At 59.7% G+C, this 18,580-nt stretch carries 22 protein-coding genes; 15 read left to right on the forward strand and 7 right to left on the reverse strand.

The window, feature by feature from the left end:
• Positions 1–9 precede the first annotated feature (9 nt).
• Complete coding sequence (locus ACYZT8_RS24800; protein ID WP_090180157.1) at positions 10–297, reverse strand: PA4642 family protein; 288 nt, start codon at positions 295–297, stop codon at positions 10–12.
• Positions 298–360: 63 nt separating this feature from the next.
• Positions 361–846, reverse strand: coding sequence for a hypothetical protein (locus ACYZT8_RS24805; protein ID WP_461976708.1), 486 nt, complete (start codon positions 844–846; stop codon positions 361–363).
• A 157-nt stretch (positions 847–1,003) separates the two neighbouring features.
• On the opposite strand from ACYZT8_RS24805, the gene ACYZT8_RS24810 reads away from it, so the two are divergent.
• Positions 1,004–2,062, forward strand: a complete 1,059-nt coding sequence (locus ACYZT8_RS24810) for an IS110 family RNA-guided transposase (protein ID WP_461982392.1) — start codon at positions 1,004–1,006, stop codon at positions 2,060–2,062.
• Positions 2,063–2,480: 418 nt separating this feature from the next.
• Here ACYZT8_RS24810 and ACYZT8_RS24815 read toward each other — a convergent pair whose 3' ends face one another.
• Together ACYZT8_RS24815 and ACYZT8_RS24820 are read right to left on the reverse strand one after the other, a co-directional pair.
• Positions 2,481–2,954: a WbuC family cupin fold metalloprotein gene (locus ACYZT8_RS24815; protein WP_461976710.1), complete on the reverse strand. Its 474-nt coding sequence runs from the start codon at positions 2,952–2,954 to the stop codon at positions 2,481–2,483.
• A 4-nt stretch (positions 2,955–2,958) separates the two neighbouring features.
• Positions 2,959–3,516, reverse strand: coding sequence for a hypoxanthine-guanine phosphoribosyltransferase (locus ACYZT8_RS24820; protein WP_008025895.1), 558 nt, complete (start codon positions 3,514–3,516; stop codon positions 2,959–2,961).
• Between the two features lie 176 nt (positions 3,517–3,692).
• On the opposite strand from ACYZT8_RS24820, the gene upp reads away from it, so the two are divergent.
• Positions 3,693–4,331: a uracil phosphoribosyltransferase gene (gene upp, locus ACYZT8_RS24825; RefSeq protein ID WP_461955678.1), complete on the forward strand. Its 639-nt coding sequence runs from the start codon at positions 3,693–3,695 to the stop codon at positions 4,329–4,331.
• A gap of 2 nt (positions 4,332–4,333) precedes the next feature.
• Positions 4,334–5,608 (forward strand): uracil-xanthine permease family protein, encoded by a 1,275-nt coding sequence (locus tag ACYZT8_RS24830; protein ID WP_131059474.1) that lies wholly within the window; start codon positions 4,334–4,336, stop codon positions 5,606–5,608.
• 116 nt (positions 5,609–5,724) lie between these two features.
• On the opposite strand, the gene hemH is transcribed toward ACYZT8_RS24830, so the two are convergent.
• Positions 5,725–6,750, reverse strand: a complete 1,026-nt coding sequence (gene hemH, locus ACYZT8_RS24835) for a ferrochelatase (RefSeq protein ID WP_461976712.1) — start codon at positions 6,748–6,750, stop codon at positions 5,725–5,727.
• Between the two features lie 13 nt (positions 6,751–6,763).
• Positions 6,764–7,666, reverse strand: coding sequence for a TIGR01777 family oxidoreductase (locus ACYZT8_RS24840; protein ID WP_461976714.1), 903 nt, complete (start codon positions 7,664–7,666; stop codon positions 6,764–6,766).
• Positions 7,667–7,862: 196 nt separating this feature from the next.
• On the opposite strand from ACYZT8_RS24840, the gene ACYZT8_RS24845 reads away from it, so the two are divergent.
• From ACYZT8_RS24845 to ACYZT8_RS24900, 12 genes are all read left to right on the forward strand, one after another.
• Positions 7,863–8,849, forward strand: a complete 987-nt coding sequence (locus tag ACYZT8_RS24845) for an NAD(P)/FAD-dependent oxidoreductase (protein ID WP_461976716.1) — start codon at positions 7,863–7,865, stop codon at positions 8,847–8,849.
• A complete protein-coding gene (locus ACYZT8_RS24850; protein WP_461976718.1) occupies positions 8,846–9,061 on the forward strand; it encodes a TIGR02450 family Trp-rich protein in 216 nt (71 codons plus the stop codon). Before ACYZT8_RS24845 ends, ACYZT8_RS24850 begins: the two co-directional genes overlap by 4 nt.
• Before the next feature lie 135 nt (positions 9,062–9,196).
• Positions 9,197–10,159, forward strand: a complete 963-nt coding sequence (locus tag ACYZT8_RS24855) for a YbgA family protein (protein ID WP_461976720.1) — start codon at positions 9,197–9,199, stop codon at positions 10,157–10,159.
• Entirely contained in the window at positions 10,159–11,100 is a 942-nt protein-coding gene (locus tag ACYZT8_RS24860) for a MerR family transcriptional regulator (RefSeq protein WP_461976722.1), read from the forward strand. The genes ACYZT8_RS24855 and ACYZT8_RS24860 overlap by 1 nt, the downstream gene beginning before the upstream one ends.
• A gap of 20 nt (positions 11,101–11,120) precedes the next feature.
• Positions 11,121–12,566 (forward strand): deoxyribodipyrimidine photo-lyase, encoded by a 1,446-nt coding sequence (gene phrB, locus ACYZT8_RS24865; protein ID WP_461982605.1) that lies wholly within the window; start codon positions 11,121–11,123, stop codon positions 12,564–12,566.
• Entirely contained in the window at positions 12,559–12,981 is a 423-nt protein-coding gene (locus tag ACYZT8_RS24870) for a nuclear transport factor 2 family protein (protein ID WP_461955685.1), read from the forward strand. The genes phrB and ACYZT8_RS24870 overlap by 8 nt, the downstream gene beginning before the upstream one ends.
• Positions 12,978–13,760 (forward strand): SDR family NAD(P)-dependent oxidoreductase, encoded by a 783-nt coding sequence (locus ACYZT8_RS24875; RefSeq protein WP_461976724.1) that lies wholly within the window; start codon positions 12,978–12,980, stop codon positions 13,758–13,760. Before ACYZT8_RS24870 ends, ACYZT8_RS24875 begins: the two co-directional genes overlap by 4 nt.
• Positions 13,757–15,004 (forward strand): NAD(P)/FAD-dependent oxidoreductase, encoded by a 1,248-nt coding sequence (locus ACYZT8_RS24880; RefSeq protein ID WP_461976726.1) that lies wholly within the window; start codon positions 13,757–13,759, stop codon positions 15,002–15,004. The genes ACYZT8_RS24875 and ACYZT8_RS24880 overlap by 4 nt, the downstream gene beginning before the upstream one ends.
• On the forward strand, positions 15,001–15,816 hold the full coding sequence (locus ACYZT8_RS24885; protein WP_461976728.1) for a DUF1365 domain-containing protein: 816 nt from the start codon (positions 15,001–15,003) through the stop codon (positions 15,814–15,816). The genes ACYZT8_RS24880 and ACYZT8_RS24885 overlap by 4 nt, the downstream gene beginning before the upstream one ends.
• Positions 15,803–17,074 (forward strand): class I SAM-dependent methyltransferase, encoded by a 1,272-nt coding sequence (locus ACYZT8_RS24890; protein WP_461976730.1) that lies wholly within the window; start codon positions 15,803–15,805, stop codon positions 17,072–17,074. Before ACYZT8_RS24885 ends, ACYZT8_RS24890 begins: the two co-directional genes overlap by 14 nt.
• Complete coding sequence (locus tag ACYZT8_RS24895; RefSeq protein ID WP_461976732.1) at positions 17,067–17,570, forward strand: DUF2878 domain-containing protein; 504 nt, start codon at positions 17,067–17,069, stop codon at positions 17,568–17,570. Before ACYZT8_RS24890 ends, ACYZT8_RS24895 begins: the two co-directional genes overlap by 8 nt.
• Positions 17,571–17,623: 53 nt before the next feature.
• The gene (locus tag ACYZT8_RS24900) at positions 17,624–17,929 is read left to right on the forward strand and encodes a YkgJ family cysteine cluster protein (protein ID WP_131059487.1); all 306 of its coding nucleotides are present in this window, start codon (positions 17,624–17,626) and stop codon (positions 17,927–17,929) included.
• 128 nt (positions 17,930–18,057) lie between these two features.
• Here ACYZT8_RS24900 and ACYZT8_RS24905 read toward each other — a convergent pair whose 3' ends face one another.
• Positions 18,058–18,576, reverse strand: coding sequence for an acyloxyacyl hydrolase (locus tag ACYZT8_RS24905; protein ID WP_461976734.1), 519 nt, complete (start codon positions 18,574–18,576; stop codon positions 18,058–18,060).
• Positions 18,577–18,580 lie beyond the last annotated feature (4 nt).

The following is an 18,580-nucleotide window of genomic DNA, read 5'->3' on the forward strand; positions in this document are numbered from 1 at the left end:
TGTCTGAGGTTAACCGCGAGCCTTGGCGATCAACTCGATGTACTCGGCCGCATTGCGCTGATCCTTGATCAGGGCGACGAAGTCATTGCCGTGCTCATCCTTGCCATCCAGGTCCAGGCCGGCTTCGACGAAGAACGTCAGAAAACGCTCGAAGTCATCGATGCGCAGGCCACGGTAGGCCTTGATCAGTTTGTGCAGGGACGGCGAAGTGGCGTCGACCGGCTCGAAATCGAGAAACAACTTGATCTGCTCATCGCCGATCTCGTCACCAATCACTTGTTTCTTATCTTTACGCATTGCCGTCTCCAGCTCGCAGACATTTCACGGGGCGGGCAGTTTACCCCTGCCCGGGCACAAGGCTCAACGCGGACGAACAGCCCCGGTGTGCAGATCGGCCCAGACATGGCCGTTGGCGTAGCTGAGGAACTGGCAATACACCGTGTCATTGCGCAGCAAGTCGATCACCACCCGGTACTGCGCCATCGGGTAAAACAGCGTCAGTGTCTTGTTCTTTTCGTCGTAGATCGGCTTTTTCAGGCTTTTGCTTTCGCCATCGAAGTTGACCAGCACCTGGTTGATGGTCGCGCCCTTGTTCAAGGATTTACCCTTGAGGCGGATCAGCAAAGGTGAAGTGACCGGAATCGGCTGTTGATTGGACTGACGCTGGCTGCCGACCACCACCGAATACTCGGTGACCTGCAACAGCTGTTGCTGCTCGGGCTCCGCGTCACGCAGGGTCAGGTCGTCAGGCGGCAGGAACTGCGCGTGCATCGGCACCGGGGCGGCCGCCAGAGGCAGGCTGAGGGTCAGCAACAGGGCGGCGCAGCTGCGGATCAAAAGGCTCATGACGGGCTCCCAAGGCGAAGTTGGGCACTGTAATTGGATGGACTCGCCCAAGTCGAGGCGTCAATGCGCCACGATGGCAGTCTAAACAGCCAACGACAGCGAGGGCGAGTCCATGAAAAAGCATACTTCGGTTGATCAATCCCTGTCTTCTTCCGATTTGTCGGCCTGCACAACCGTAGCGGTCGATTTGGCCAAGCAGGTCTTTCAGGTCGCCGGGGAAGATGTCCTCGGCCAGGTGCACTACGAGCAGCGGATCAAGTCGCGCGAGGCGTTTTATGAGTTTCTACGCCAGTTGCCGCCTCATGTCGTGGTTCTGATGGAGACCGGTCCGGGTGCTCAAGCCTGGGCCCGGCAGCTGCAAGACCAAGGCAATCTGGCGCGGATTCTTCCAGCCCGTTTGGTGGCCACACATCGTAGCGGGCCTAAAAATGATCGCAACGATGCGCTGGCGATTCTGCGGGCTGGTCGCGATGAAAAGATCTACGCAGTGCCGGTCAAAAGCGTTGCGGCGCTGGCAATGCAGGCGTTGCATCGGGCCCGCCAAGGCTATGTGCGTCGACGCACGGCGGTGAGCAATCAGATGCGCGGCCTGCTGCTCGAGCATGGCGTGGCCTTGGCGCAGGGCGATGTTGCGATCAGCCAGAAAATTCCGCGGGTACTGGAAGATGCCACCCAGCCGGTGCCGGGCCTGCTGCGTGAACTGATCGACGAACTGTTGGCCGAGTGGCGCCATTTGGGCGAACGCATCAGCGTGCTGACGGGGCGCCTGGAAGTGGCCGCCAACGCCGACATGACGGCGAAGCGACTGATGACTGTGCGCGGCATCGGCCCAGTCACTGCCACGGCACTGGTGGCCAAGGAAACCAAGCCTGAGCGATTTCCCAATGCCCGCAAGTTTGCCGCGTACTTTGGCATGGTGCCAGACCAGCACAGCAGCGGGCAGACGGTCCGGCTGGGGGACATGACCAAGCGAGGCGATGTTTATTTACGCAGCCTGATGATCCAGGGAGCCCACGCGGTACTGCAACAACTACGACCTGATTCCCAGCAACCCGATGACCGCCGCTTGTTGCGCTGGATGAGCCGGCTGGGTCGTAAGGAGGCTGCGATCAGGTTGGCCAACCGCAACCTGCGAATCGTCTGGGTGCTTCTACAGAATGACCAGACTTATCGTCGCCAGGCGGGTGATGGCCAGCAAGCGACGATGAGCCACTGAGCGACAGAGTTCTGCCACCGAGGTACCAACTGTCCGACCCTTTGCTGAAAAACATTGACCCCAGGTAAGACCGGCGTGGATTGATGCCTTAGCTGCTACTGGCCTTCGAGGCCTGACTGTAATCGGCATACCACGAGCTCTTCCAATTTTGGCCAGAAGCCGAAGACGGCTTCCTCGAATAGGCCTAATACATAGATGCAACGGGGCGGCGGTTTTTCAAAAGCGGGTAGACAGTGGGGGCGAGTCCATACATAGCAGCTGGCGCAGCCTGCGTCCGGCTCGGGCCGCGTTCGGACGCAGCAGTCGTAAAACAGGCAACGCGGTTTTTCAGTTAAACCGTAGGCTCAGGGTCTGCGTCTGCTGCGCAGCCGAACGCAGGCTGCGCCAGCTGCTACAGAAATCTGTGGCGGACTGAAGATCAATCAAACTGCGCGCGCATCCACGCCTGATACTCGGCCACACCCGGCTCGCCTTCGCGCGGAGCCCAGTGCGCCAGCTCACCCTCGCCGACCGGGCGATAAGGGCCGGCCTTGCACTCGAACATCAGGCTGTCGGCTTCCAGGACTACCAGGCCATGGAACACACCGGTTGGCAGGTCCACGCCGACACAATCACCACCCGCCACGAGGATTTGTTTCTTCACGACCACGCCGGACTCATCGAAGATCAGCAAACCGAGCCGGCCTTTGAGGACCAACAAGGTTTCGGCCTTGTTATCGCCCAAGTGTCGGTGAGGCGGAATATACGTGTTTGGCTGCAAGCCCACCGCCATGCGATGGCACGACTCTTCCATCTGATGGAAGTTGTGATGCTGACGCCCGCGAGGATTCGCCGCCGCTTTCTCGGCCAACCCGGCGAACAGTGTTTGATCAAGAAAGCTTGGCGCGCTCATGTTCTTACATTCCTTTAACAGCAAAAATCCCGTTTGCGTTACGCCAGTAGCCTTTGTAGTCCATGCCGTAACCGAAGATGTAACGGTCGATGCATGGCAGGCCGACGAAATCGGCTTTCAGGTCCGGGCGAGCCTTGCGGTCGTGGTCCTTGTCGATCAGCACGGCGGTGTGCACTTTACGCGCACCGGCGTGTTTGCAGAAGTCGATGATCGCGCCCAGGGTGTGACCTTCGTCGAGGATGTCGTCGATGATCAGCACGTCACGGTCGATGAACGAGACTTCCGGCTTGGCTTTCCAGAACAGGTCGCCCCCGCTGGTTTCGTTGCGATAACGGGTGGCGTGCAGGTAGGACGCTTCCAGCGGGAATTGCAGATGGGTGAGCAGCTTGCCGGCGAAAATCAGCCCGCCGTTCATCACACAGAACACCACCGGGTTAGTGTCAGCCATCTGTTCGTTGATGTGTGCACCGACGCGGGCGATGGCCGCCTCGACTTCAGCTTCGGTGTACAGGCAGTCAGCCTCTCGCATGATTTGACGGATATGCTCGAGATCAGCGGACATGGCGCTCTCCAAGGGGTTTGGGGGGAGGGACGGATTCGGAAAAGCGGGCAAAGGTACGCATCAAGCGAGGCCAGATCAAGCGTTTGTGGACTAACGTACTCTATTGTCTATAGGACAACACCCTCGGATAGATTAATCTAGGCCGGTTTTTTTGCCCGCCGCCGGAGCCTTTCCCCATGCCCATCCTCGAGATCCGCCATCCGCTGATCCGTCACAAACTCGGCCTGATGCGCCGCGCCGACATCAGCACCAAGAATTTCCGTGAGCTCGCTCAGGAAGTCGGTGCCCTTTTGACCTATGAAGCCACCAAAGACCTGCCGCTGGAATCCTACGACATCGAAGGCTGGTGCGGCACGGTGTCGGTGGAGAAAATCGCCGGCAAAAAAATCACCGTGGTGCCGATCCTGCGCGCCGGTATCGGCATGCTCGAAGGTGTGCTGAGCCTGATCCCGGGCGCCAAAGTCAGCGCCGTCGGCGTTGCCCGCAACGAACAGACCCTGCAGGCCCACACCTATCTGGAAAAACTGGTTCCGGAAATCGACGAACGCCTGGCGATGATCATCGACCCGATGCTCGCCACCGGCAGCTCCATGGTCGCGACCATCGACCTGCTGAAAAAGGCCGGTTGCCGCGACATCCGCGCCATGGTGCTGGTGGCCGCGCCCGAAGGCATCGCTGCTGTAGGGAAAGCTCACCCGGACGTGATGATCTACACCGCCTCGATTGACGAAAAACTCAACGAGCACGGTTACATCATCCCAGGCCTGGGCGATGCCGGTGACAAGATCTTCGGTACCAAGCAGAAGGACGCTTGAGCATGCAGCAAGAGTTCAACGATCCGCTCTGGCGCACGGTGCTGTCTGGCGCACAGATGCTGTTCGTGGCCTTCGGCGCTCTGGTATTGATGCCGCTGATTACCGGCCTCGACCCGAACGTGGCGCTGTTCACCGCGGGTCTGGGGACGATTCTGTTCCAGATCGTCACCGGGCGTCAGGTGCCGGTATTCCTGGCGTCGAGCTTCGCCTTCATCACCCCGATCATTCTCGCCAAGGGCCAGTTCGGCCTCGCGGCGACCATGGGCGGCGTGATGGCGGCGGGTTTCGTCTACACCTTCCTCGGCCTTGCCGTGAAGATCAAAGGCACCGGTTTTATCGACCGCCTGCTGCCACCGGTGGTGATTGGTCCGGTGATCATTTCGATCGGCCTGGCCATGGCGCCGATTGCCGCCAACATGGCGATGGGCAAGGCGGGCGACGGCACCGAGCTGATTCACTACCAGACCGCCATGCTGATCTCGATGCCGGCGCTGCTCACCACCCTGATCGTCGCGGTGTTCGGTAAGGGCATCTTCCGCCTGGTGCCGATCATTTCCGGCGTGCTGGTCGGTTTTGCCATGGCCTTCTATTTCGGCGTGGTTGATACCGCGAAGATTGCCGCGGCACCTTGGTTCGCGATTCCGCACTTCACCGCGCCGGAATTCAACTGGCAGGCGATTCTGTTCATCGTTCCGGTGGCCCTGGCGCCGGCCATCGAGCATATCGGCGGCGTGATCGCCGTCGGCAGCGTGACCGGCCGCGATTACCTGAAGAAACCCGGCCTGCACCGGACCCTGCTCGGCGATGGCATTGCCACCACCGCGGCGGGCCTGTTCGGCGGTCCGCCCAACACCACGTACGCCGAAGTGACGGGCGCGGTGATGCTGACCAAGAACTACAACCCGAAAATCATGACCTGGGCGGCGATTTTCGCCATCAGCCTGGCGTTCGTCGGCAAGTTCGGCGCGCTGCTGCAAAGCATTCCTGTGCCAGTGATGGGCGGGATTCTGTGCCTGTTGTTTGGTTCGATTGCTGCGGTGGGGATGAACACGCTGATTCGCCACAAGATCGACCTGGGCGAGGCGCGCAATCTGGTGATTGTGTCGGTGACGCTGGTGTTCGGGATTGGCGGTGTGCTGGTCGGCACCGGGACTGGCCCGGACGACTTCGGCCTAAAAGGCATCGCGCTGTGCGCGGTGGTGGCAATCGGGCTGAATCTGCTGCTGCCGGGCAATGACAGCTGGAAGCACAAGAAGGCGGATGAGCCGTTGTTGTAACAGACGACTCGATGATCGTTCCCACGCTCTGCGTGGGAATGCAGCCCGTGACGCTCCGCGTCACTGGACGCGGAGCGTCCCTAGAGGCATTCCCACGCAGAGCGTGGGAACGATCATCAGAGGGCCAACGGTGCTCGTTCACATAGAGTATTCAACGCCCGCGCCCACTGCGGATCATCGTTGAGGCACGGCACCAGCACCAGCTCCTCTCCTCCCGCCTCGCGGAACAGTTCCTTCCCGCGATCACCGATCTCTTCCAGCGTCTCGATGCAATCGGCAACAAACGCCGGGCACATGACCAGGACTTTCTTCACGCCCATTCCGGCCAATTCATCGAGGCGCGCCTCGGTATAGGGTTCAATCCATTTCGCACGACCCAGACGCGACTGGAATGACACCGACCACGTACCATTCGCCAGCCCCATGCGCTTGGCGAACTCCGACGCCGTGCGCAGGCATTGCGCGCGATAGCAGGTGGCCAAGACCTCTGGTGAAGCGTTCTTGCAGCAATCCTCATTCTTGAAGCAATGCTTCCCCGTGGGATCGAGCTTGGTGAGGTGGCGCTCCGGCAACCCATGGAAGCTCAGCAGCAAGTGATCGTAATCCTGCTGCAAATGCGGCTTGGCACTGGCTACCAAGGCATCGAGGTATTCCGGCTGATCGTAGAACGGCTGGAGAATCGAAAGCTGCACATTGAGATTCTTCTCGCGCAACACCCGCTTGGCTTCTTCGACCACGGTGGTCACGGTGCTGTCGGCGAACTGTGGATAAAGCGGCGCGAGGGTGACTCTTTTGTGGCCCTGGGCCGCCAGCTGAACCAGTTTCGTCTCAATCGACGGTTCGCCGTAACGCATAGCCAGCTCTACCGGACCGTGGGTCCACTGGGCGGTCATGGCCTGTTGCAGGCGACGGCTGAGCACCACCAACGGCGAGCCCTCCTTCCACCAGATCGAGGCGTAGGCGTGGGCCGACTGCTCCGGACGCTTGATCAGAATCAGCGACACCAGCAAGCGTCGCACTGGCCATGGCAGATCGATCACGTACGGATCCATCAGAAATTGATTGAGGTAGCTGCGCACATCCGCCACCGAGGTGGAAGCAGGTGAACCCAGGTTAACCAGAAGCAATGCGTGATCGGTCATGCAACGTCCTATTTCAAAGGCGGCTGGACAGATCGTCCAGGGCCGCGCGCAAATCAGTGAACTGGAAAGTGAAACCCGCTTCCAGCAACCGCGCCGGTACGGCCTTCTGGCCGCCCAGCAACAGCAGTGACAACTCGCCCAGGCACACTTTCAGGGCCAGGGCCGGCATCGGCATGAACGCCGGACGGTGCAGCACGCTTCCCAACGTTTTGGCGAACTCGCTGTTGCGCACCGGTTTCGGCGCGCAGGCATTATAAGGACCGCTGGCGTCGTTGCGATGCAGAAGAAAATCAATCAGGGCGATTTGATCGTTGATATGAATCCATGGCATCCACTGCCGACCACTGCCCAGAGGCCCACCCAGCCCCAACTTGAACGGCAGCAACAACCGCGACAAAAAGCCGCCCTCGGCGGACAACACCAACCCGGTTCGAATCAGAATCACCCGAACGCCCAAGGCCTCGGCGCGCTGGGCGGTTTCTTCCCAGGCGATGCACAACTGACTGGCGAAATCATCGATGACGGGTGGAGACGCTTCAGTCAGCTCCCGCTCGCCACTGTCGCCGTACCAGCCAATGGCGGATCCCGAGATCAGTACCTGCGGTTTCTGCTCACGGGTTTCGAGCCAGGCCAACAAGGTTTCGGTCAGGGTGATGCGACTGCTCCAGAGCAAGGCTTTACGCCTGGAGGTCCATGGTCGGTCAGCAATGGGCGCGCCCGCCAGGTTGATAATTGCGTCCACCGGTTCTTGCCCGAGGTCTTCGAGCGATGCGATGCCGCGAACTTGGGCACCGCAGATTTTTGCGACTTTTTCCGGCGTGCGACTCAAGACTGTCAGTCGATGTCCCTGGCTCAACCAGTGCCGGCAGAGTTGACGTCCTATCAAACCAGTACCGCCGGTCAGCAATATGTGCATGACTTCTTCCTCGCGTGGCGTTTTACCCTGTTCACTAGTCTATTTTTATAAGCAGGGATCTTTGATATCGGGCAGTGTCTGTGTTTAACAATAGGCCAAGCTGTCAGATCGAGAACGCTAAAAGTTATACCGAAAAACAATATTGTACAGGTTTAATCCACGGCGTAGTCTGTACAGAAAGGTAAACGAGGCCCCTATGACTGTACCTATCGCAATCATCGGCACCGGCATCGCCGGGCTCTCAGCCGCCCAGGCCCTGACAGACGTAGGGCACATCGTTCAACTTTTCGATAAAAGTCGCGGCAGTGGCGGACGCATGTCGAGCAAGCGCAGCGATGCGGGTGCCCTGGACATGGGCGCCCAGTATTTCACTGCCCGCGACCGTCGTTTTGTCACCGAAGTCCAGCGCTGGCAATCCAACGGCTGGGTCGCCGAATGGACGCCGCAGCTCTACACCTTCCATGGCGGCCAGCTCAACCTGTCGCCGGACGAACAGACGCGCTGGGTCGGTACGCCACGCATGAGCGCCATCACTCGAGGACTGCTCGGCGATCTGGAAGTGCATTTCGCCTGCCGGATTACCGAGGTGTATCGCGGTGAAGAACACTGGCACCTGCAAGACGCCGAAGGCTTCACCCACGGTCCGTTCAGCCACGTGGTGATCGCCACGCCAGCGCCTCAAGCCACTGCACTTCTGGCCTCCGCGCCGAAACTCGCCGGAGCCGCCGCCGGGGTAAAAATGGAGCCGACCTGGGCCGTAGCGCTGGCATTCGATATACCGCTGGACACCCCCATGGAAGGTTGCTTCGTGCAGGACAGCCCGCTCGACTGGCTCGCGCGCAACCGCAGCAAACCCGGGCGCGACAACACCCTCGACACCTGGGTGCTGCATGCGACCAGTGCCTGGAGCCGGCAGCATATCGACCTGCCCAAGGAAGCAGTGATCGAGCAATTGCACGGTGCGTTTGCCGAGCTGTTGCACAGCGCCATGCCCGCCCCGACCTTCAGCCTCGCACACCGCTGGCTTTATGCGCGCCCTGCCAACAGTCACGAATGGGGTGCCTTGGCCGATGCCGACCTGGGCCTCTATGTGTGTGGCGACTGGTGCTTGACCGGGCGTGTCGAAGGCGCCTGGCTCAGCGGCCAGGAAGCTGCGCGCCGCTTGCATGAGCACTTGCAGTGAATCGCATTACGCCGAGTAAATTGCTGCTGTCGAAATGGACAGCAGCCCATCCGCAAAACCGCGAAAAACATTTCCTGGTGACCGAGTTGTTCCGCGATGAGGAAGGCACGGTGCTGGACGTCGAGTTGCAGGCGGTGCTGACCCAACGCAATCAGCGTTTCGCCTGGCAGATTCTGAAAGATAGCGACGCTTGGGTGTTGGGCTGGAAATAAGTCGCTCCCACAAGGGAATGGATTCCCTCTCGAAAACTTATACAAATAATTTGACTTGTACACCTTTGAATCTATGATGAAGAACATGTTGTACAGAATTATCACTCTGTACAGGTTTAGATTCGAGGTGCTCCGATGCGCGAACAGCCAACGACCCGTCCGAAAATCGCCATCAGCGCCTGCTTGATGGGGGCCGAGGTGCGTTACAACGGCGGGCACAAGGAATCACGGCTGTGCAGTCGAACCTTCACTGACTATTTCGACTTCGTCCCGGTGTGCCCGGAAGTCGCCATTGGCCTGGGTATTCCTCGCGAACCGATCCGCCTGATCGGCGACCCCGAACACCCCGAGGCGGTCGGCACCGTCAACCCTGAGATCAACGTCACCCGGCCGCTCGCCGAGTACGGTCAGAAAATGGCCGCGGAACTGGGCGATATCTGCGGCTACATCTTCATGCAGAAATCCCCTTCCTGCGGCCTCGACCGGGTCAAGGTCTACCACGCCAACGGCGCGCCGGTGGACGGTGGTGGACGCGGCATCTACGCCCAGGCGTTCTGCGCCTTGCACCCGGACTTGCCGGTGGAAGAAGCTGGCCGTCTCAACGACCCGGTGCTGTGCGAAAATTTCCTCACCCGCGTGTTCGCCTACAGCGCTTGGCAGCAGTTGCTGCAAGAAGGCCTGACCCGACGCGGCCTCACGGACTTCCACTCGCGCTATAAATACCTGCTGATGGCCCACAACCCGGTGCAATACAAAACCCTGGGCAACCTGCTGGGCAACATGGGCCAGACCGATCCAGGCGAACTCGGCCCGCGCTATTTCAGTGAGCTGATGGTGGCATTGAAAAAATGTGCCACGCGCCGCACTCACACCAATGTGCTGCAACACATCAGTGGTTACCTCAAACAGGTCATCAGCCCTGAAGACAAACAGGAAGTGCAGCACGTCATCGGCCAGTACCGACACGGCATCGTGCCGCTGGTCGTGCCAATGACGCTGCTCAAACATTACTTCCGTCAACACCCGGATCCGTATATTGCGCAGCAGGTTTACCTTCAGCCGCACCCGGAAAACCTCAGCCTGCGAAACGCAATCTAATGAAAATCCCAATCGACACCAGCGCCCAGGAAGACCTCGGCGATGACTTCAAGAAAGCCCTGGACGAAGGCTGGCTGCCGATCCGCGAAGTGGCGCGGCAGACCGGCGTGAACGCCGTGACCCTGCGTGCCTGGGAGCGACGTTATGGGCTGATCGTGCCTCAGCGCACGCCCAAGGGGCATCGCCTGTTCTCTGCCGAGCATGTGCAACGAATCTTGACGATCCTCACCTGGCTCAATCGCGGCGTGGCCGTCAGCCAGGTCAAGCAACTGCTCGACACGCCTCAGGCCTTTACCGAAACCCTCTCAAACGATTGGCAGGTGCTGGGCCAGACGTTGCTGCAAGCGGTGACCCAACTCAATGAACGCACGCTGGATGACACCGTCAATCAAGCCATGGCGCTGTATCCGCCACGCACCTTGTGCGAACAACTGCTGATGCCGTTGCTGGCGGAACTGGAACAACGCTGGCAAGGCCAGTTCGGCGCGCAGATGGAGCGGGTGTTTTTCTACTCCTGGCTGCGCAGCAAATTCGGCGCACGCATCTACCATAACAACCGTCAGTTACGCACCGCGCCGTTGTTGTTGATCAATCACTCGGACCTGCCACTGGAACCTCACCTGTGGCTGACCGCGTGGCTGATCAGCAGCGCCGATTGCCCGGTGGAAGTTTTCGACTGGCCGCTGCCGGCGGGCGAACTCGCGCTGGCGGTCGATCACCTGCAAGCCCGCGGCGTACTGCTTTATTCCAGCAAAGCCATGAATCTTTCGCAGCTGCCGAAACTTTTGAATGGCGTCAGTTGCCCAAAAATAATTGCCGGACCAACGGTATGCATCCACCACGCCGAACTGTCCGTAAGAACTTCCGAGATTGCTGATTTGTTCCTGGCTGAAGACCCGCTTTCGGCACATCAGGAACTGGTCGAGCGTGGGCTTATTTAATGAAACGTACGGACACCACCATGCAACTGATCTGGCTGCGCAGTGACTTGCGCCAACACGACAATACCGCCCTCTCGGCTGCCGCAGCGCGCGGCCCGACGGTGGCGGTCTACCTGTTGAGCCCGGAGCAATGGCTGGAACACGATGACGCGCCGTGCAAAGTGGATTTCTGGCTGCGCAATCTGGGTGAACTGAGCCGCGCGCTGGGCGAACTGAACATCCCCCTGCTGATCCGCCAGGCCTCTCGCTGGGATGAAGCGCCGAACGTTGTGCTCGATCTTTGTCAGCAATTGAACATTGAAGCAGTGCACGTCAACGAGGAGTACGGCATTCATGAAAGCCGTCGTGATACGGCGGTAGCCGAAACACTGAAGGGCAACGGCATCGATTTCTTTAGCTACCTCGATCAACTGCTGTTCAAACCGGGCACCGTGCTGACCAGGACCGGCACTTACTTTCAGGTCTTCAGCCAGTTCCGCAAAGTCTGTTACGAACGCCTGCACCGCTCTCTTCCGGGACGGGTTGCTGCACCGGCCGTCCAGGATCCTTTGAACATCAGCAGCGACGACATCCCGTCGAGCATTGAAGGTTTCGAAATGCCGAGCGACAGCTTGCGCAAGCTCTGGCCGGCCGGTGAAGCCGAAGCTCGGCGCCGCCTCGACACCTTCGCCGACGCACAAATCGACTACTACAAAAACGAGCGCGACTTCCCGGCCAAACCCGGCACCAGCCAGCTCTCCGCCTATCTCGCCGCCGGGGTGATCTCCCCACGCCAGTGTTTGCACGCGGCCCTGCAAAGTAATCAAGGCGAGTTCGAAAGCGGCAAGGTGGGCGCGGTCACCTGGATCAACGAGCTGCTGTGGCGCGAGTTCTATAAACACGTTCTGGTGGGCTACCCACGGGTCTCGCGTCATCGCGCCTTCCGCCCGGAAACCGAAGCGCTGGCCTGGCGCGACGCCCCGGAAGAACTGTTGGCCTGGCAGCAAGCCCGTACCGGCCTGCCGATCATCGACGCGGCCATGCGCCAACTGCTCGAAACCGGCTGGATGCATAACCGCTTGCGCATGGTGGTGGCGATGTTCCTGACCAAGAACCTGCTGATCGACTGGCGCGAAGGCGAACGCTTTTTCATGCGCCACTTGATCGACGGTGACCTGGCGGCGAACAACGGCGGCTGGCAGTGGAGCGCTTCCACGGGCACTGATTCGGCTCCTTATTTCCGCATTTTCAACCCGTTGAGCCAGTCGGAAAAATTCGACGCCGAAGGCGTGTTCATCAAGCACTGGCTGCCGGAACTGGCCGGGCTGAACAAGAAAGAAGTGCACAACCCGGCGAACCTCGGCGGCTTGTTCGGGGTTGCGGATTATCCATCGCCAATCGTCAACCTGAGTACCAGTCGCGCACGTGCCCTGGCTGCGTTCAAGGACCTGCCCTCGCGACAGAGCGCAGGAGGTGCTTATGAGTGATTTCCTGCGGCATTTTGCCCGGCAGTTCGCGCAGCTGGACAAAGACAATTTGCAACGCCTCGGTGAGCTCTACACCGAAGACGTGCGATTCACCGATCCGCTGCACGAAGTGCAAGGACTCGGACAGTTGCGCAATTACTTCGCCGAGCTCTACGCCAACGTCAGTGAACTGCGCTTCGATTTTCATGGCTTCGACCAGACCGGCGAAGGCGAAGGGTATCTGCGCTGGGTCATGAGTTACCGCCATCCGCGCCTGAGCGGTGGCCAGTTGATTCGCGTTGACGGGTGCTCGCACCTGCGCTGGCGCGACAAGGTTTATTGCCACCGGGATTACTTCGATGCCGGGGCACTGCTTTACGAACATTTACCCGTATTGGGCCGGGCGATTGCCTGGTTGAAAAGGAGAATGGGATGAGCCTTACACCTCCACGTCGATACTGGTTGACGGGCGCCAGTAGCGGCATTGGCGCTTCGCTGGCCGAAGAAATACTGAAAACCGGCGCACATCTGGCCGTGAGTTCGCGCTCCACAGCGGCACTGAAAGTCTTGTCCCTGCGTTATCCCGGGCAAGTGCTGGTCGTGCCGGGCGATCTCACCGACAGTCAGACAGTGCGCGAAATCGGTGAACAAATTGCTTATGCCTGGGGCTCTCTGGACACGGTCATCCTCAACGCCGGCACCTGCGAATACGTCGACGTCAAGCAGTTCGACTCGTCGATCGTCGAGCACGTGGTGCGCACCAATTTGCTCGCGAGCGCCTATTGCATCGAGGCCGCGTTGCCCCTGTTGCGCAAGGGCACCGCGCCGCATCTGGTGGGCGTGGCCAGTTCGGTGACCTACCTGCCGCTACCCAGGGCCGAAGCCTATGGCGCGTCGAAGGCCGGGTTGCGTTACCTGTTTGAATCCCTGCGCATTGATCTTGCGCCGGAAGGCATCGAAGTCACGGTGGTCAGCCCGGGCTTTGTCGAGACACCGCTGACAGCAAAAAACGATTTCCCGATGCCGCTCAGTTGGCCAGTGGCCAAAGCCGCCCGGCACATCTTCGCCAAGCTCAAGAACCGTCCACTGGAAATCGCCTTCCCAGGGCTGTTCATGGCGGCTCTCTGGCCGCTGTCGAAAATGCCCAACTGCGTGAAACTGGCCATCGGCAAACGCATGGTGCGCAGCAGTCCGCCGATCCGGGATGTGCCATGAACATCGCCATCATCGGCAGCGGGATCTCGGGGCTGACCAGCGCCTACCTGCTCAATCGCAGGCATGAGATCACCCTGTTCGAGGTCAGCGACTGGATCGGCGGTCACACCCACACCGTGGACGTGACCGTCGATGACCAGCGCTATGCCGTGGACACCGGTTTCATTGTGTTCAACGACTGGACCTACCCGAATTTCATACGCCTGCTGGGCCAGATCGGCGTGGGGTTCAAACCGACTGAAATGAGTTTCTCAGTGACGGATCCGGACTCGGGCCTGGAGTACAACGGCAATAACCTCAACAGCCTGTTCGCCCAACGTCGAAATCTGTTGTCGTCAGGTTTCTGGGGCATGTTGCGCGACATCCAGCGCTTCAATAAAGAGGCTCAGCGCGACCTGGTCGAGGGGCGGATCGACGCCGACACCACGCTGGACGAGTACCTGAAAAACGGCCGCTACGGCGAGCGCTTCGTCCTGCATTACATCGTCCCGATGGGGTCGGCGATCTGGTCAATGTCCATGGCCGACATGCTCAGCTTCCCGCTCCAGTTCTTTGTCAGGTTTTTCAAGAATCACGGCCTGTTGTCCGTCAGCAATCGCCCGCAATGGCGTGTAATCGAAGGGGGCTCGAGTGCTTACATCGGGCCATTGACGGCGACCTTTAAAGAGAAGATCCGTCTCAGCTGCCCAGTGACCCAGGTCGAACGCGATGCGGATGGCGTCATTGTCCACAGCGCCGCCGGCAGCGAACGATTCGACAAAGTGGTGTTTGCCTGCCACAGCGATCAGGCCCTGAAGCTGCTCGCCAAGCCGAGCGATGCCGAACACTCAATCCTCAGCGCCCTGCCCTACGCCGACAACGAAGTGGTGCTGCACACCGACACACGCCTTCTGCCCACCCGAAAACTCGCTTGGGCCAGCTGGAATTATCGCCTCGGTGGCCCGGGCCACACACGAGCCGCCGTCACCTACGACATGAACATCCTGCAAGGCATCCAGAGCGATACCACGTTCTGCGTCAGCCTCAACCAAAGTGCAGGCATTGAGCCGAGCAAAGTGCTCGCCAAATACACATATGCCCATCCGCAATTCAGCCTGGCGGCCGTCGCCGCACAAAACCGTTGGGAAGAACTGGACGGCGCACAACATTCCTACTATTGCGGTGCCTATTGGGCCAACGGTTTCCATGAAGACGGCGTGGTCAGCGCGTTGCGCGTCGCTCGCTCGTTTGGCGAAGTGTTATGAACAGCGCCCTTTACAGCGGCTGGATCGCCCATCGACGGTTCGCCCCCAAGCCTCATGCATTCCGCTACCGGATCGGCCTGTTGTACCTGGACCTCGACGAACAGGACGCCGTGCTCGGTTTGTCGCCGCTCTCAGGCGCCAGTCGCTTCGCCCCGTTTTCGTTTCGCGAGAGCGATTACCTCAAAGCCTATACCGGCAACGGCACGCGCCTGATTGATGCGGTGCGCCAACTCGTCAGTCAGGCCATCGGCCATGCACCGCAAGGTTCGATCTGCCTGCTGACCCAGGCCCGCAGTTGGGGCCTGTCGTTCAACCCGGTGAGTTTTTTCTACTGCCATGAGGCTGACGGACAACTGGCGGCGATTCTTTGCGAAGTCACTAACACCCCGTGGCGCGAGCGTTATTACTACGTATTACCCGCCAAGGCCCCGGTGAATCTGTCTGATTTCCATCAACACTTCGCCGTGGCAAAGGCGTTCTACGTATCGCCGTTTTTACCGCCAGACCTGGAGTACCGCATGAGTTTCAGTCCTGCGGCGCAAAAGCTCGGCGTGCACATGGCGGACTGGCAAGGCGAACTGAAATTGTTCGACGCCACGCTCAACCTGGAACGCGAAGCTCTGGATCGCGCCAGCCTGCACCGTTACTTGCGGCGCTTTCCATGGATGACGGCGAAAACCTGCCTGGCGATCTATTGGCAGGCCCTGCGCTTGCTGCTCAAACGTGCACCGCTATTCGCTCATCAGGCTGCCGATGGCAGCTTTCAAAAAGCCATGGTTCCGCCCAAGGATCGCCGTCATGAAATCCACTAGTGCTTCGGCCAAAGTCAATCTGCTCAGCACCCATGGCCTGACCGGATCGTTGCTGCGCCGTGGCGTGCTGCGGCAACTGACGCAACTCAAACATGGGCAATTGGTGGTCATCGAAAACGGCGAACGGCATGTCTTCGGTACTGCTGGCAGCCAACTGATCGGCGAGATCCATATCCTCGACGCTGCTGCCTGGGGATTGGTGGCGGGTAACGGGTCGATCGGCGCTGGCGAAGCGTTTATCCACGGCTATTGGAGCTCACCGGACCTGACCGCGGTGGTTCGCGTGTTCGTCAGCAACCTGGAGGTGCTGGATGCGCTGGAGGGTGGCCTGGCGAAACTCGGCCGCCCCTTCGTTCAAGGGCTGCACTGGCTCAATCGCAATACGCGCAAGGGCTCGCAGAAAAACATCGCGGCCCACTACGACCTGGGCAACGACTTGTTCGAACAGTTTCTCGACCCGACCATGATGTATTCCGCCGCGCAGTTCCTGACGGACGAAGACACACTGGAACAGGCGCAGTTGAACAAGCTGGAACGGATCTGCCAGAAGCTCGCGCTGAAACCGAGTGATCATTTGCTGGAAATCGGCACCGGCTGGGGCAGCATGGCGCTTTACGCGGCACAGCATTACGGCTGCAAGGTCACCACCACCACGCTGTCAAAAGAACAGTACGCCTTTACCGCACAACGCATCGAAGCCCTCGGCCTGCAAGACCAGGTCACGCTGCTGCTCAAGGATTACCGCGACCTCACCGGGCAGTACGACAAACTGGTGTCGATCGAGATGATCGAAGCCGTCGGCCATCGCTTCCTGCCGGTCTATTTCAAACAATGCGCGCAGCTGCTCAAAAGCAACGGTTTGATGCTGTTGCAGGCGATCACCATCCGCGAACAGCGCTACGAACAGGCCAAGGGCAGTGTCGATTTCATTCAGCGTTACATCTTCCCCGGCGGCGCCCTGCCCTGTGTGCAGAAGATGCTGGAAGTCATCAGCCGCGACACCGACATGAACCTGCTGCACATGGAGGACTTCGGCCTGCACTACGCCCGAACCTTGCGTCTGTGGCATGAGAATTTTCGCCGAGCCCAGGGGCGCTTGAGCGAACTGGGTTACGACGATTATTTCCTGCGGTTGTGGGAATTTTATCTGTGCTACTGCGAAGGGGGATTCCTGGAGCGCACCATCGGCACCGCGCAAATGCTGCTGGCCAAACCGTCGGCGATGCCGGCGCCGCTACTGGGTCGCTTTGATGCTTGAGCGCGTGGCCAATGCCGCGCTGTTTCAGCTCGGCTGGTTTGCCTGTGTGGCGGGCGGCAACAGTTTGTGGCTGTTAGTGCCGCTGGCGGTGCTGGTCATTCATCTGCTGTGGATAAGTCGCTGGGCCGATGAAGGCCGGCTGATCCTCAGTGTTGTGCTGCTGGGCACCACCGTCGACAGTTCGATGCGCTGGCTGGGGGTGTTCGACTTCGCCGAGGTCGCGCCATTGATTCCGCTGTGGCTGATGCTGTTGTGGGCGTTGCTGGCAACGACCTTGCGCCATTGCCTGCAATGGACCGCGAACCCTTGGTGGCTCGGCAGCCTGCTGGGCGCGGTGGGTGGACCGGTGTCGTATTTCGCGGGAGGGAAACTGGCAGACGTGCAGTTTCCTTACGGTCAGGTGCCCACGCTGGTGGGCATCGGGCTGCTCTGGGCCTTGCTGTTTCCCGCGCTGCATTTCATGGCTCAACGACTGGCGACGGACACCCGCCGCTAAGCGTCCGTCAGGCCTTTCACACAGCTTCGGCCCACTGCCTTACACTGCGCGCCATGAAAACCATTCCCCACACGCAAATCACCGAGCCGGCCGTCACGTGCTCGACCTGCGCAGCCTGCTGCTGTCAGCTCGAAGTCATGCTGATCACCGACACGGGCGTGCCCGAGCGTTTTATCGATACCGATGATTGGGGCGGGGAAGTCATGCTGCGCCTGGATGACGGCTGGTGCGCCGCGCTGGATCGCAACAGCATGATGTGCACCATCTACGAAAAACGCCCGCTGATCTGCCGGGAGTTCGAGATGGGGGCACCGGAATGCATCGAAGAGCGCCAGGGGATTACTACGGCGTATCGGTGAATTCAGATCATTGAAGATCCATTGTGGGAGCGGGCTTGCTCGCGAAAGCGGATTGTCAGTCAACATCAAAGTTGAATGTTAAACCGCATTCGCGAGCAAGCCCGCTCCCACATTTAGATCACCTAGTCTTACAACGGCATCGTGTAGTGCAGGGCGTAGCTTTCTACACCGTTGTTCGGGCTACTGAGCCCGGCATTGGAATAGTGCGTCGCACGAATCCCGACTTCATGTCCGCCCGCAAAGCGCAGGCCGAAGCCGAAGCGGTCTTCAAACTGGAAGGAACTGCCGAGCTGATTGTTTTCGACTTCGGTATTGGCGAACACCGCGACGCCGACGCCCAACTCCACGTAGGGCTTGACCGTCTGGCCGGCAAACTCGTAAACCAACACCGGCGAGAACGAAAGGCTGTGGTTACTGGAGGTCTTGTCACCATCCCAGTAGGTGTAGGCGCCGCTCCAGTACCCGGTCAAACGACCGACATCACTCTGCAACCAACTCTTGTCCCAATCGAATTGCATGCCCAGTCGGTAGGTCATGGTCGACTCGCTGGTCTGCCCGACTGCGAACTCCACGCCTGCCGCCTGTGCGGTAATACTTTGCCCCATCAGTGCGGCCGCAATCGCGGCCAAGCAGAATAGTCGCTTCATTAGA

The sequence above is a fragment of the Pseudomonas sp. LB3P93 genome (genome assembly GCF_054898025.1).

Bases quoted from the DNA above. Each gene is read 5' to 3' on its own strand.
- ACYZT8_RS24800 (WP_090180157.1), bottom strand. From the start codon at position 297: ATGCGTAAAGATAAGAAACAAGTGATTGGTGACGAGATCGGCGATGAG.
- ACYZT8_RS24805 (WP_461976708.1), bottom strand. From the start codon at position 846: ATGAGCCTTTTGATCCGCAGCTGCGCCGCCCTGTTGCTGACCCTCAGC.
- ACYZT8_RS24815 (WP_461976710.1), bottom strand. From the start codon at position 2,954: ATGAGCGCGCCAAGCTTTCTTGATCAAACACTGTTCGCCGGGTTGGCC.
- ACYZT8_RS24820 (WP_008025895.1), bottom strand. From the start codon at position 3,516: ATGTCCGCTGATCTCGAGCATATCCGTCAAATCATGCGAGAGGCTGAC.
- upp (WP_461955678.1), top strand. From the start codon at position 3,693: ATGCCCATCCTCGAGATCCGCCATCCGCTGATCCGTCACAAACTCGGC.
- ACYZT8_RS24830 (WP_131059474.1), top strand. From the start codon at position 4,334: ATGCAGCAAGAGTTCAACGATCCGCTCTGGCGCACGGTGCTGTCTGGC.
- hemH (WP_461976712.1), bottom strand. From the start codon at position 6,750: ATGACCGATCACGCATTGCTTCTGGTTAACCTGGGTTCACCTGCTTCC.
- ACYZT8_RS24840 (WP_461976714.1), bottom strand. From the start codon at position 7,666: ATGCACATATTGCTGACCGGCGGTACTGGTTTGATAGGACGTCAACTC.
- ACYZT8_RS24845 (WP_461976716.1), top strand. From the start codon at position 7,863: ATGACTGTACCTATCGCAATCATCGGCACCGGCATCGCCGGGCTCTCA.
- ACYZT8_RS24855 (WP_461976720.1), top strand. From the start codon at position 9,197: ATGCGCGAACAGCCAACGACCCGTCCGAAAATCGCCATCAGCGCCTGC.
- ACYZT8_RS24860 (WP_461976722.1), top strand. From the start codon at position 10,159: ATGAAAATCCCAATCGACACCAGCGCCCAGGAAGACCTCGGCGATGAC.
- phrB (WP_461982605.1), top strand. From the start codon at position 11,121: ATGCAACTGATCTGGCTGCGCAGTGACTTGCGCCAACACGACAATACC.
- ACYZT8_RS24870 (WP_461955685.1), top strand. From the start codon at position 12,559: ATGAGTGATTTCCTGCGGCATTTTGCCCGGCAGTTCGCGCAGCTGGAC.
- ACYZT8_RS24875 (WP_461976724.1), top strand. From the start codon at position 12,978: ATGAGCCTTACACCTCCACGTCGATACTGGTTGACGGGCGCCAGTAGC.
- ACYZT8_RS24880 (WP_461976726.1), top strand. From the start codon at position 13,757: ATGAACATCGCCATCATCGGCAGCGGGATCTCGGGGCTGACCAGCGCC.
- ACYZT8_RS24885 (WP_461976728.1), top strand. From the start codon at position 15,001: ATGAACAGCGCCCTTTACAGCGGCTGGATCGCCCATCGACGGTTCGCC.
- ACYZT8_RS24890 (WP_461976730.1), top strand. From the start codon at position 15,803: ATGAAATCCACTAGTGCTTCGGCCAAAGTCAATCTGCTCAGCACCCAT.
- ACYZT8_RS24895 (WP_461976732.1), top strand. From the start codon at position 17,067: ATGCTTGAGCGCGTGGCCAATGCCGCGCTGTTTCAGCTCGGCTGGTTT.
- ACYZT8_RS24900 (WP_131059487.1), top strand. From the start codon at position 17,624: ATGAAAACCATTCCCCACACGCAAATCACCGAGCCGGCCGTCACGTGC.
- ACYZT8_RS24905 (WP_461976734.1), bottom strand. From the start codon at position 18,576: ATGAAGCGACTATTCTGCTTGGCCGCGATTGCGGCCGCACTGATGGGG.